Below are 12,578 nucleotides of genomic sequence, written 5' to 3'. Positions count from 1 at the left end.
GCACTCTAACACGCGCGCGGGCGCTGTCGGCAGCGTGTTGCAGGCCCGCGCGACAAGGGCCGCCGTCGCGTGTCCGTCCCCTTGTTCGTCAGGTCCGGCCGAGCGCCGTACCGAGCGCTGCGGACGCCGCGGTGAGATCCGGCGGCGCGACGCCGGCCGCGATCTTCAGGAGCGCCGCGCGCAGCATGTCGGACGCGTGGCGGTGCGCGTCGAGGCCGCCGTCGGCGAGCGGCACGCCGTGCGCCGCGCGGCGCCACGCCAGGCCGAGCGTGTCGGCGAGCAGCGCCGCGTGGCCGAGCCCGAGCGCGCATGCGGCCGTGCCGACCCGATAGGCCGCGCCGGACGCGTGCCACGCGGCGCCGGCGTCGGCCGTGGCCGGGTCGGCCGCCAGATCGGCCATCGACGCATCGGCGGTCTGCAGGAAATCCTCATAGGCATGCGCGTTGACGGTCACGACGCCGAGCGCGCGAGTGGGCGCGGCCGCGACCGCATCGCGCTCGGCCCGCGCGGCATCGGCCTCCCACAACGCTTCGGACGCGGGCGTGCCGGCGACGTGCCAGTCGACCGTCAATCCGTAGTCGTGCAATACGTCGACGAGCGCGACGTCCTCGGCCGCGGCGCCGAACAGCGCGAAATCGCGCCACAGCAGCGCCACCGTCTCGCGCACCAATTCGGGCGGCGCGCTGCGTCGGCCCTGCGCGTGTTCGCCGAGCAGCAGGTTGGTCCGCGCGAGAAAGCGCTTCAGCTCCGGCGCGCCGCTTGCGCGCAGCGCGCGCGTACACGCGGCCGCGAGCCGCCAGAAATCGTACGGCCCGTCGTCGGTGAGCGCGGCGAGCAGCGCGTCGAGTTCGTCGAGTGCGGCGCCCGGGGCGCCGTGTTCGGCCCGCAGTACGCCGAGCAGCGCCTGCTCGTAACGGGCGCGAATCCGGGGCGCGAATGCGTCGGGCAACGCGCGCAGCGTGGCAGGCGGCACCGCGCGGCCGACCAGCGCGAGCGCATCGGGCGGCGTGCGCGTGCGCAGGTCGGCGGCGCTTTGCGCGCGCAACGCACGGAAATGCTCGAAGAGAACGGGCGAGCACGCGAGCTCGCGCAGGTTGTGGCGTCCGACGGCCGCACGAAAATCGCGCAGTGCGGCGCGCCAGCCGGCCGAGGTCGGCTCGGTGGCGACGAGCGGCACGGCGGCCGACAGTTGCCCGGCAAACCGTGCGGCCGGCAACCAGCCGGCTTCCGCCAGCACGGCCGCGGCCGCGGAAAGCGGCGCCGCTGCGTCATCGCGCCGCTCGAATGCGTCGGCGGCCGCCGCCAGCCACGCGTCGGCCGCGCGCACGGCTCCGCCACGCGGGTTGGGCAATGCGTCAGGGTTGGGAACGTTCGCCGGATCGGACGTCATGGACACGCGCGCCTGTCATCGTCAAGTCGCTCGCGCGAACCGCGGCGCGCAAGCGCCGGGCCGGTGCGAGGCCTGAGCGGAGTGTCCGTGGGCCAGCGGCCCGGTCAGATCTGGACCATCTCGAAGTCTTCCTTGCGGGCGCCGCATTCGGGACACGTCCAATTGATCGGGACGTCTTCCCAGCGCGTGCCCGGGGCGATGCCCTCTTCCGGCAGCCCGGCTTCTTCGTCGTAAATCCAGCCACAAATCAGGCACATCCAGCTCTTGTATTCCATCTTAAGCCGCGTCGGGGAAAAGTCGGTAAATTCGGGAGCCATGATGGTACCGTGTCGGGGCCGGACTGCCTAGCAATCGCGCTGGAGGACGGCAACTACGTTGCGCTGCGCTAAAAATTCCGTCGTACCGGCCGGATTCCACCGCATAATGGTTGAAAAGTGCGGCCTGCCGGGCAACACAGGGCAAAAAAAGCCCATTCGCCTCGCCGTCCGCATTTCCGTCGCTTGTCCGTTTTTCTCTTGCCCCATTTTTACATGTCCAGCAACGCCCCTCCGATCGTCCTCACCTTCGGCCTGTCCGATCCCACCGGCGGCTCCGGCCTCCAAGCCGATCTGATGACCCTGGCGAGCATGGGCTGTCACGGCGTGTCCGTCCTGACCGGCTATACCGTGCGCGACTCGGCCGCCTGCGATGAAGTCACGGGCCTCGATCCCGACGTCGTCGCCGCGCAGGCGCGCATGCTGCTCGAAGACATGCCGGTTGCCGCGTTCAAGATCGGCGCGGCGACGCGTGCAGAAGTCGTGAGCGCGATCGCCGAAGTCGTCGCCGACTACGACGGCGTGCCGCTCGTGCTCGCCCCGGACTTCACGCTCGACGACGAGCACGTGCTCGCCGCCGACGACCTGCGCGAATCGATCGCCGACCTGCTGGCGCCGCAAACCACCCTGCTGGTCGCCGACCACGCGACGCTGATCGCGCTCGCCCAGCCGGACGGCGATGCCGAAGCGCCGAATCTCGACGCGGCCGTATCGCACCTGCTGTCGCAGGGCTGCGAATACATCCTGTCGTCGGAAACCGGCTCGCACCGGCTCGTCAATACGCTGTACGGCGAAGAAGGCCAGCTGCGCGAAGACATGTGGGATCGCTCGCCGCACCGGCTGATGGGCATCACCGACACGCTCGGCGCGGCCATCGCGGCGCTGCTCGCGAACGGCCAGGAGCCGCCCGAAGCCGTGCGCGAGGCGCAGGAATACCTGTACCAGGCCGTGCGCGACGCGTTCCGGCCCGGCATGGGCGCGTACCTGCCCGACCGGTTCTTCTGGGCGCGCAGCAACGACGATTCGGATACGCCGCCGGCCGTGAAGGCCGACCCGGCGCCGAGGACGTCGCACCGGCATTGAGTCGCGACGCGGCGGGCAGGCCCCGCCGTCGCACGCCGCGCCTCGACGCTTTGAGGCGTGGCGTATCCGGCCGCCTCGCGTACGCATCGAAAACCGCGCGCACATAAAAAAAGACCCGCATCGCTGCGGGTCTTTTCTTTTGGCTGGAACGCGCATCGCTGCGCGCCCCGGACACCGTCGACCGAAGTCGATTACATGTCCATGCCCATGCCGCCCATGCCGCCCGGCATGCCGCCCGGCATCGGTGCGTCTTCCTTCGGCAGTTCTGCGACAGCTGCGTCCGTCGTCAGCAGCAGGCCTGCCACCGAAGCTGCGTTCTGCAGCGCGGTACGCGTGACCTTGGTCGGGTCGACGACGCCGGCTTCCACCATGTCGACGTACTCGCCCGTTGCTGCGTTGTAGCCGTAGTTGCCCTTGCCTGCTGCAACTGCCGCCACCACGACGCTCGCTTCTTCGCCACCGTTCGTGACGATCTGGCGCAGCGGCTCTTCCATCGCGCGCAGCACGATCTTGATGCCGGCGTTCTGGTCGGCGTTCGCGCCGGTCAGGCCTGCGATCGCGGTGCGTGCACGGATCAGCGCAACGCCGCCACCGGCCACGATGCCTTCTTCCACAGCTGCGCGGGTTGCGTGCAGTGCGTCTTCGACACGTGCCTTCTTTTCCTTCATTTCGACTTCGGTCGCAGCACCGACCTTGATCACTGCAACGCCGCCTGCCAGCTTGGCCACGCGCTCTTGCAGCTTTTCACGGTCGTAGTCCGACGTAGCTTCCTCGATTTGCGCGCGCACTTGCTTCACGCGTGCTTCGATGCTTGCAGCTTCGCCTGCGCCGTCGATGATCGTCGTGTTTTCCTTGCCCACTTCGATGCGCTTCGCCTGGCCCAGTTCGGCCAGCGTTGCCTTCTCGAGCGTCAGGCCGGTTTCTTCCGCGATGACTTGACCGCCGGTCAGGATCGCGATGTCTTCCAGCATCGCCTTGCGACGATCGCCGAAGCCCGGCGCCTTGACCGCAACGGTCTTCAGGATGCCGCGGATGTTGTTGACGACCAGCGTCGCGAGCGCTTCGCCTTCGACGTCTTCTGCGATGATCAGCAGCGGACGGCCAGCCTTCGCGACTTGCTCGAGCACCGGCAGCAGATCACGGATGTTCGACACCTTCTTGTCGTGCAGCAGCACGAACGGGTTGTCGAGGACGGCGACTTGCTTGTCCGGGTTGTTGATGAAGTACGGCGACAGGTAGCCGCGGTCGAATTGCATGCCTTCGACGACGTCGAGTTCGTCGGCCAGCGACTTGCCGTCTTCGACGGTGATGACGCCTTCCTTGCCGACCTTGTCCATCGCTTCAGCGATGCGATCGCCGATCGACGAATCGCTGTTCGCCGAGATCGAGCCGACCTGTGCGATTTCCTTGTTGGTCGTGCACGGCTTGCTGATCTTCTTCAGCTCTTCGACAGCCGCTGCGACTGCCTTGTCGATGCCGCGCTTCAGGTCCATCGGGTTCATGCCCGATGCGACGTACTTCATGCCTTCGCGAACGATCGATTGCGCGAGGACGGTTGCCGTCGTCGTGCCGTCGCCTGCGTTGTCGCTGGTCTTGGAAGCGACTTCCTTGACCATTTGCGCGCCCATGTTCTGGAGCTTGTCCTTCAGCTCGATTTCCTTCGCGACCGACACACCGTCCTTGGTGACCGTCGGGCCGCCGAAGCTGCGCTCGAGCACGACGTTGCGGCCCTTCGGACCCAGCGTGACCTTGACTGCGTTGGCGAGAATGTTCACGCCTTCGACCATCTTCGAACGGGCGGAATCGCCGAATACGACGTCTTTAGCTGCCATCTTCTAACTCCTTGAATTCTTGGGAATATGTACCGTCGGATGACGCTTACTTGGCGTTGACCACGGCCATGATGTCTTCTTCGCGCATGACCAGCAGTTCCTGGCCGTCGACCTTCACGGTCTGGCCTGCGTACTTGCCGAACAGGACGCGATCGCCGACCTTCACGTCGAGCGCGATCGGCGCACCCTTGTCGTCGCGCTTGCCCGGGCCGATGGCCAGGACTTCGCCCTGATCCGGCTTTTCAGCAGCGGCGTCGGGGATCACGATGCCCGAGGCGGTCTTGGTTTCCTGATCCAGGCGCTTGACGATCACGCGATCGTGCAAAGGACGAAGGTTCATATTCACTCCTCTCTTGACTGAGATTGAAGAACGCTTAGGGAATCTGCCCGGCTCATCGCCCGGCAGAGAATTGTTAGCACTCTCGTGCAGCGAGTGCTAATTATATGGACGGGTTTTGACAAATTCAAGAAGGGGAACCGGAGGAATTTTCGGGGCGGCGGCGCAGCGGGGAAAACAGACAAAAGCGACAAAAAACCCTTTTAAAACAAAGACAAACCGAACACATCCTGCTCCGCCCGCGGGCTCGTGCGGCCCGCGCATCTCATCCAGCCCCGTTTGGACACCGGGTAAGCCCGGAGTTCCCGAGACCGCTGACATCGCATCGAAAAAACCGCACGGACGCCGATTTCGTCCGTCGCGACGCGTCCGTCACTCGGCTTCGCCGGGCCGATCCTCACGCATCGGCGCAGTCCGCGCCCGACAGCGGCCGAAAGGTCCGGCCGTCCGTCTCGACGGTCGCACCGAGCCGCCGTGCGAGCCCTTTCGCGCCTTCGCGCATCACGACGTCGTGATTCCACCGGAACAGCGGCCGCGCGAGCGGTTCCAGCCAGTTCATCCAGCGCGCGTGCGTGCGGATGTGCCAGTCGTAGCGCACGACGGTGCGCGCGCCGTCGGCGACGAACGACCAGCGGCCGTCGCCCTCGATCGCGCCGCTCGCATGGCCTTCGAGCGCATGCGGCCGCTCGACGCGCCGCACGCGCATGTCGAAGGTCAGCCGGTACGGCAGCGCGCCCTTCCAGGTATACCGGTGCAGCGCGCCGACGCCGCGCGCGTCGCCGGGCTCGAGCTCGACGGTACGCACGGCGCCCTTCCACCAGTCGGGCCAGCGGTCGACCTGGTAGATCGCGTCCCAGACCGCCGCGAGCGGCGCATCCACCCGCCAGGTCGTCGAAAACCGGTACTCCGCCATGCAGCCTCCGGCATGCGCGTCAGGAACGCGGATGGCGCGCCGTCAGGGCGCGAAGAAACGCTCGGGAAACGCGACGTCGATCTCCACGTCGTCGAGCGTCACGGTTTCGAGCGGCGTGTCGTCATCGTTCGCGTAGCTGATGACCTTCAGCGGAAAACCGTCCGCGGCGTCGAGCCACAGCCGGTAGCGATGCACGCCGTCGACCGCGTGCGCGGGCGCGCCCGTGACCAGCACGCGCAGCGCGGTCCGGCCGCCGACGGCCTCCTCGCCTTCGGTCACCGTCGCGCCGCCCTGCTGCAGCGCATGCACGTTGCGCAGCAGTTCGCCGACGTCCGAGCGGTCGACCCGGTGGCCGGTGCGGTCGCGCACGAGCGGATTGGACGGCGACAGCGTCAGCGCGGGCGGCGCATGCGTGCCGAACGGGCGCAGCCGCACCTTGCCGTCGCCGGGATCGTACGCGAGCACCGCGCCGCGATGCGGCGACACGAAATCCATCCGGACGAAGCCCGGTTTCAGGTACGCGTAGCGGATTTCGGTGTGCTCGCCGTCGCGCGCCGACGAGCGGATCGTCGCGCGGTACGAGCGAACGTGGTCGAAATGCGCCTGCGCGACGGTCACGGGATCGGCTGTCATGCTCGCTCCTATCAGGCTCGCGGCCAGCAACGCGGCGATCATGGCGCCGCCTCGACATCGAGCACGCCTTCCATTCCGCGCGCGCGATGGCTGCCGAAAAACAGCAGCCGGTGCGTGCAATAGTAGGCGAACCGCCCCGGCTGCTGCGGCGTGAAACGAAACGTTCTCGGCGTCGTGCCGAGTTCGGTATGCACCGCGATGCCCGCCTGCGGCGGCGCGTCGATCTCGAAGCTGTGCGGCACGACGCCGGGTTCGGCCGATACGGTCAGCTCGACCGGCACGTGCGCGCGAACGATCACGTGGTTGGGCCGGAAGAAATAGCTGCCGCCGACGATCGTCACCCGCTGCACGCCATCGGCATCGACCGGCACGTGCACCGGCGCATCGCCCTGCGCTCGCGCAAGCATCGTGCCCGCGACGCACGCCGCCAGCACGAGCCCCTTCATCATCGCCGTCTTCATTGCCTGCTCCCTGCGGGCGCCGCGCGTCATCCCTTCCACGCGTCGGTCGGGCCGCCCAGCGCACCGCATGCGTCGATCGCGAGTTCGCGCAGACGCCGTTCGTCGCCGCGACCGGACAGCGCATAACCCATGCCGCGATCCGACCAGAAATACGTGTAGCGACCGTCGGCCGACATCGCCCGCGGCGCGAGGCGGCGCGCGTCGTATGCGGTCATGTACAGCGTCACGCGCGCGCCGTCCGCGCGCTGGTACATGAGCTGCGCGGCCGGCCCCGCGTCGCCGGGCAGCAACCGGCCGCCCAGCAGCGCGTAACCGTATTCGTCGAGCGACGGCGCGCGCACCGGCCGGCCGATGCGCGCCGACAGCCACGCGGCGAGACGGGCGGGATCGGCCGCACCCACCTCCACCGGATGCTCGCGGTCGGCGGCGTACACGGCGTACGCGACATCGGCGCGCGCGGCGAACGCCGGTGCGCGGCCGAATGCCGCCCAGCCCGCATGCAGCGCGACGCCGATCAGCAGGCCGGCCGCCAGCCCCGCGAACGCATGCGCGACGGCGCGCCAGCGCGGCGCGCGGCGCTGCACGAACAACGCGGGCGCGGCACCCGGCAACGGGAACAGCGCCTTCAGCGCATCGCGCTGCGCACGGTAATGCGCAAATCGTTCGGCTTCCTGCGGATCGGACTGCAGGCGCTCGAGCATCTCGCGGCGTTCGTGCCCGGACAATTCGCCGTCCAGCAACGCGGACAGCAGTTGCGCCGACGCATCGTCGTCCTGCTGGTTCGAAGGCTTGCGCGGATCGTCCATCATGGCTTCCCGATCACCCGTAACGTGGCCGTGCCGTGCGCCGGCGGCGCGTCCGACAGCAACGCGCGCATCTGCGCGCGCGCCCGTGCGAGCCGCGACATCACCGTGCCGACCGGCACGCCGAGCACCTGCGCGGCATCGCGATAGCTCAGCTCCTCGAGCGCGACCAGCAGCAGCACCTCGCGCTGTTCGATCGGCAGCCGGTACAGCGCGCGCTGCACGTCGCGCAACTCCAGCCCGCCGACCGCGCCCGCAGGCGCGGCCATCGTCTGCCACGGCGCCGTCGCGTCGTCGACCGCGATCTCGTGCCGCGCGCGCAACTGGTCGATGAAGCGGTGCCGCAACAGCGTCAGCAGCCATGCGCGCAGGTGGCCGCCGTCGCGCGGCGGCCGGTTCAGCGCACGCTCGAGCGTGTCCTGCACGAGGTCGTCGGCCCATGCGCGCTCGCCCGTCAGCGCACGCGCATAGCGCGTGAGATGCGGGAGCCACACCAGCAGGTCCGACTCATAGCTCATCGGGATGCCTCGCGCGTCGCCGCGCGGTCATGGCCGCGCGACGTGCCACATGCCGCCGATTCCGTCGCCGCCCGCGTCGCCGGCCTTGTGGTCCATCTTCCAGCGATACAGCGGGCGGCCGCGGTACGCCCACTGCTTTTTGCCGTCGTCGCGGGCGACGAGGCTCAGCGCGCCCGACGCCTTGTCGTACGCGTCGGCGAGCGCGGGCGGCCAGTTGGCCGCGCACGTGCCGTCGCACATGCTCTTGCCCGGCGCATCGCGATCGAATACGTACAGCGTCATGTGCGCTTCGTCGACCAGTTTCCCGTCGCCGGCCTGTGGCGGTTCGGCGGCCGCCGGCCGCGCGATCGCCGCCGTCAGCGCGGCAGCGAAGATCATCCGTTTCATTCCCGTTCTCCTTGGCGTCGTGTCGCGACACGGTGCCGCCGGACGGGACGATCGGCTGCGTCGCGATCATTATCCCGCCGGCCGGCGGTGCCGGAACTCGGTATGTAAACGGACGGCGACGGCCGGTTATTCCATCCGGCAGCGCGACGAGCGGCGACGATCGTTCATGCGACGAAAGAAAGCGGGAACCCGCAAACGACAACGCGGCATGACATCGCTGTCATGCCGCGTTGCGCGACCGTATCGCACGGCCCGTATTGCACGTCCGTTTCGCACGACGGCCGATGCAGCGCCGTCGTGCAGGTTCGGCCGGTTTCGGCCGCTTACCTCGGCAGTGCGCCGGTCAGCGACTGGAGCAGCGTCGTCACCGGTGCGAGCGGGTTGTTCGGCGAGCTGTTGCCCGAATGCGGCGTCACCGACAGGCTCGGCGCGGAACCGAGCGCCGTGCCCACCGACGTGCCGACCGCGTTGACGACCGTTGCCGTCGAGTTGGCCCCCGTCGTCAGCAGCGAACCGACCGCGCCGGCCGTACCGCCGGCCGCGTTCGCGCCCGCGCCGAGCAGGCTGCCGCCCGCCGCTGCCGTCGAACCGGCCGCCCCCGACAGCGCGCCGGCCGCCTGGCCGAGTGCCGCCGGGCCGGATCCGAGTGCGCCCGTCACCGAACCGAGCGCACCGGTCAGTGCGCCGGCCGGGTTGCCGCCGCCCGTCAGGCCGCTCACGAGGTTCGTGATCGGCGCGATCGGGCTGTTGCCCGCAGCGCCGGACAGCGTGCCGACCACCTGGTTCACGACGCCTTGCACCGGCGCCAGCGGGTTGGAGCCGCCGAGATTGCCGAGGGCACCCGTCACCGAGTTCAGCGCGCCCGTCAGTGCACCGGCCGGATTGCCACCGCCGAGCGTGCCGACGACCTGGTTCACGACACCCTGCACCGGCGCCAGCGGGTTCGTGCCGCCCAGTGCGCCGAGCGCGCCCGCCGCCGAGCCGACCGCGTTGCCGAGGGCGCCCGTGGCCGTGCCGATCGCGTTGCTCAGCGTGCCGGCCGGGTTGCTGCCGCCCAGCGTGCCGACGACCTGGTTCACGACGCCTTGCACCGGCGCCAGCGGGTTGGAGCCGCCGAGATTGCCGAGCGCGCCCGTCACTGAACCGAGTGCGCCGGTCAGCGCGCCGGCCGGATTACCGCCCGGCAGCGCATTCTGCAGACCGTTGACGAGGTTCGTGATCGGCGTGATCGGGCTGCCGCCGCCCGCACCGGACAGCGTGCCGACGACCTGGTTGACGACACCCTGCACCGGCGCCAGCGGGTTCGCGCCGCTGAGCGCGCCCGTCACCGAGTTCAGCGCGTTCGTCAGCGCACCGGCAGGATCGCCGTTGCCGAGCGTGCCGGCGATCTGCGTGACGGCACCTTGCACCGGCGCGAGCGGGCTCCCGGCGCCGCCGACGTTGCCAAGCGTGCCCGTGATCGTGTTGACCGCGTTGCTCAGCGCGCCGGCCGGGTTGCCGCTGCCGAGCGTGCCCGTGACCTGGTTCACGACGTTCTGGATCGGGGTGATCGGGTTTGCGCCGCCGCCGAGGTTGCCCAACGCGCCGGTTACGGTGCCGAGGGCGCCGGTCAGTGCGCCTGCGGGGTTGCTGCCGCCGATGCCGCCCAGTGCGCCGGTTACCGTGCCGAGGGCACCGGTCAACGCGCCTGCCGGGTTGCCGCCGCCGATGCCGCCCAGTGCGCCGGTTACCGTACCGAGGGCACCGGTCAACGCGCCTGCCGGGTTGCCGCCGCCGATGCCGCCCAGTGCGCCGGTTACCGTGCCGAGGGCACCGGTCAAGGCGCCTGCCGGATTACCGCCGCCAACGCCGCCCAGTGCGCCGGTTACCGTACCGAGGGCACCGGTCAAGGCGCCTGCTGGATTGCCGCCGCCAACACCGCCCAGTGCGCCGGTTACCGTACCGAGGGCACCGGTCAACGCGCCTGCCGGATTGCCGCCGCCAACACCGCCCAGTGCGCCGGTTACCGTACCGAGGGCACCGGTCAACGCGCCTGCCGGGTTGCCGCCGCCAACGCCACCCAATGCGCCCGTCACCGTGCCGAGCGCGCCGGTCAGTGCGCCTGCGGGATTGCTGCCGCCAAGTGCACCCGTCACGCCGTTCACTACGCCTTGCACCGGCGCCAGCGGGTTCGAGCCGCCGCCAAGGTTGCCCAACGCCCCGGTGACCGTGCCCACGGCGCCAGTCAGCGCACCGGCCGGATCGCCACCGCCGATCGTGCCCGTGAGCCCGTTCACGACACCCTGAACCGGTGCCAGCGGGTTCGAGCCGCCGCCGATGCCGCCCAGCGCGCCCGTTGCGGTGCCGAGCGCGTTGCTCAGCGTGCCGGTTGCCGTATTCACCGCGCCGGTCAATGCACCGGCCGGGTTGCCGCCGCTCAGGGCGCCCGTTACTTGATTCACCACACCCTGAACCGGCGCCAGCGGGTTCGAGCCCCCACCGATGCCGCCCAGCGCACCCGTTGCCGTACCGAGCGCGTTGCTCAACGTACCGGTTGCCGTGTTCAGCGCGCCGGTCAGCGCGCCAGCCGGGTTGCCGCCGCTCAACGCACCCGTTACTTGATTCACCACACCCTGAACCGGCGCCAGCGGGTTCGAGCCGCCACCGATGCCGCCCAGTGCGCCCGTTGCGGTGCCGAGCGCGTTGCTCAGCGTGCCGGTTGCCGTATTCAGCGCGCCGGTCAATGCACCGGCCGGGTTGCCGCCGCTCAACGCACCCGTTACTTGATTCACCACACCCTGAACCGGCGCCAGCGGATTCGCGCCGCCACCGATGCCGCCCAGCGCGCCGGTGACGGTACCCACGGCACCGCTCAGCGCACCTGCCGGGTTGCCGCCACCGAGCGCACCCGTCACCTGATTCACCACACCCTGAACCGGCGCCAGCGGATTCGCACCACCGCCGATACCGCCCAGCGCACCCGTGGCCGTGCCAACCGCATTGCTCAGCGCGCCCGTCGCCGTATTCAGCGCCCCGGTCAGCGCGCCTGCCGGGTTGCCACCGCCGAGCGCCCCGGTCACCTGATTCACCACGCCTTGCACCGGCGCCAGCGGCTGCACCCCGCCGCCACCGCCGAGTGCGCCCGTCACCGCCCCCACGGCGCCGGACAGCACGTGTCCCGGGTCACCGAGCGACGTCTGAATCGCCCCCGACCCGCCCGCCGTCACGGTGACCGAGCCCAGCGGCGACGTGCCCGTCGCGACCAGCCCGACCGACACGCTGTTCGTCGGCGGATTGACGATCACTTGCGGGATCGGCAGCGAGTCGAGCGCCCCCGCCATCGCGGAACCCGAAGCCAGCACCCCGAACACCGTCGCGACCGACAGCGCCACACCCGTCAATTTAAAATTCTGTCCCATCTTTATTTTCCCCATCTCGGTTGGCACTACGTTGACAAAGCATGGGGACGGATTGCACGAAGCGTGCCAATTCAAAAAACGGGATTGATTCGTCTGCCTAATGACCGGTAATAACGTTTTTTAATCGATTTCAGGCGAAATTCCTGAATTGCGGAGCCCGAATCGTCTGATGAAAAAGGTCGCCGGAACGCGGATGTAACGTAACGTTTGCGAGCCCCGTAGTAACGTGTTCCGGTACATTCCGCGTAACGTCGAAACACGCGATCACGATGAGACCCCATACCGCCATGACGGACTGCCCATTACGCATTTCAGCAATATGAAAATGCATTGATAAATCGCGAATTTGCTGATTTTCTTTTATCGCGCGATTTTCTTTCTTATCGATTACGCAGATCATTTACGATTGCGTGGATTTCGATAACCCGGATAGCAGAATGAAAAACTGTGAAGCGTGCGCATGGCCACCGGCGCGTGCCGGCGGCCGAAGCCGCATCTGCACGCCGCAG

Annotated in this window: 13 protein-coding genes; 1 reads left to right on the top strand and 12 read right to left on the bottom strand. The window is 68.9% G+C overall.

From position 1 onward, the window contains the following. Positions 1 to 88: 88 nt before the first annotated feature. Together DFS13_RS06340 and DFS13_RS06335 are read right to left on the bottom strand one after the other, a co-directional pair. Positions 89 to 1,390, bottom strand: coding sequence for a hypothetical protein (locus DFS13_RS06340; protein ID WP_111441480.1), 1,302 nt, complete (start codon positions 1,388 to 1,390; stop codon positions 89 to 91). A gap of 104 nt (positions 1,391 to 1,494) precedes the next feature. Beyond that, positions 1,495 to 1,665 (bottom strand): rubredoxin, encoded by a 171-nt coding sequence (locus DFS13_RS06335; RefSeq protein WP_004186709.1) that lies wholly within the window; start codon positions 1,663 to 1,665, stop codon positions 1,495 to 1,497. A gap of 255 nt (positions 1,666 to 1,920) precedes the next feature. On the opposite strand from DFS13_RS06335, the gene DFS13_RS06330 reads away from it, so the two are divergent. Continuing rightward, positions 1,921 to 2,787: a hydroxymethylpyrimidine/phosphomethylpyrimidine kinase gene (locus DFS13_RS06330; protein WP_012492910.1), complete on the top strand. Its 867-nt coding sequence runs from the start codon at positions 1,921 to 1,923 to the stop codon at positions 2,785 to 2,787. 191 nt (positions 2,788 to 2,978) lie between these two features. Here DFS13_RS06330 and groL read toward each other — a convergent pair whose 3' ends face one another. From groL to DFS13_RS06280, 10 genes are all read right to left on the bottom strand, one after another. Further along, on the bottom strand, positions 2,979 to 4,619 hold the full coding sequence (groL, locus tag DFS13_RS06325) for a chaperonin GroEL (protein ID WP_006485462.1): 1,641 nt from the start codon (positions 4,617 to 4,619) through the stop codon (positions 2,979 to 2,981). A 46-nt stretch (positions 4,620 to 4,665) separates the two neighbouring features. Then, positions 4,666 to 4,959 carry a co-chaperone GroES gene (gene groES / locus DFS13_RS06320; protein ID WP_004186661.1) on the bottom strand — a complete coding sequence of 98 codons (294 nt, stop codon included), beginning with the start codon at positions 4,957 to 4,959 and terminating at the stop codon, positions 4,666 to 4,668. 394 nt (positions 4,960 to 5,353) lie between these two features. Next, positions 5,354 to 5,869, bottom strand: a complete 516-nt coding sequence (locus DFS13_RS06315) for an SRPBCC family protein (RefSeq protein WP_006485459.1) — start codon at positions 5,867 to 5,869, stop codon at positions 5,354 to 5,356. 42 nt (positions 5,870 to 5,911) lie between these two features. Then, a complete protein-coding gene (locus DFS13_RS06310) occupies positions 5,912 to 6,544 on the bottom strand; it encodes a DUF1571 domain-containing protein (RefSeq protein ID WP_048986303.1) in 633 nt (210 codons plus the stop codon). After that, the gene (locus tag DFS13_RS06305) at positions 6,541 to 6,963 is read right to left on the bottom strand and encodes a hypothetical protein (protein WP_062911448.1); all 423 of its coding nucleotides are present in this window, start codon (positions 6,961 to 6,963) and stop codon (positions 6,541 to 6,543) included. Before DFS13_RS06305 ends, DFS13_RS06310 begins: the two co-directional genes overlap by 4 nt. A 26-nt stretch (positions 6,964 to 6,989) precedes the next feature. Next, positions 6,990 to 7,772, bottom strand: a complete 783-nt coding sequence (locus DFS13_RS06300; protein ID WP_060213797.1) for an anti-sigma factor — start codon at positions 7,770 to 7,772, stop codon at positions 6,990 to 6,992. Beyond that, a complete protein-coding gene (locus DFS13_RS06295) occupies positions 7,769 to 8,284 on the bottom strand; it encodes a sigma-70 family RNA polymerase sigma factor (RefSeq protein ID WP_058901976.1) in 516 nt (171 codons plus the stop codon). The genes DFS13_RS06300 and DFS13_RS06295 overlap by 4 nt, the downstream gene beginning before the upstream one ends. Before the next feature lie 27 nt (positions 8,285 to 8,311). Further along, positions 8,312 to 8,671, bottom strand: a complete 360-nt coding sequence (locus tag DFS13_RS06290) for a hypothetical protein (protein WP_034200933.1) — start codon at positions 8,669 to 8,671, stop codon at positions 8,312 to 8,314. Between the two features lie 323 nt (positions 8,672 to 8,994). Then, the gene (locus DFS13_RS06285; RefSeq protein WP_111441479.1) at positions 8,995 to 12,069 is read right to left on the bottom strand and encodes a hypothetical protein; all 3,075 of its coding nucleotides are present in this window, start codon (positions 12,067 to 12,069) and stop codon (positions 8,995 to 8,997) included. A 130-nt stretch (positions 12,070 to 12,199) separates the two neighbouring features. Then, the gene (locus tag DFS13_RS06280) at positions 12,200 to 12,469 is read right to left on the bottom strand and encodes a hypothetical protein (RefSeq protein WP_080324027.1); all 270 of its coding nucleotides are present in this window, start codon (positions 12,467 to 12,469) and stop codon (positions 12,200 to 12,202) included. Positions 12,470 to 12,578 lie beyond the last annotated feature (109 nt).

This window comes from Burkholderia sp. 28_3 (assembly GCF_003253915.1).
GTDB lineage: Bacteria > Pseudomonadota > Gammaproteobacteria > Burkholderiales > Burkholderiaceae > Burkholderia > Burkholderia cenocepacia.
The sequence above is the reverse complement of the archived record's forward strand: the minus strand, read 5'-3'. Positions and strand labels throughout refer to the sequence as shown.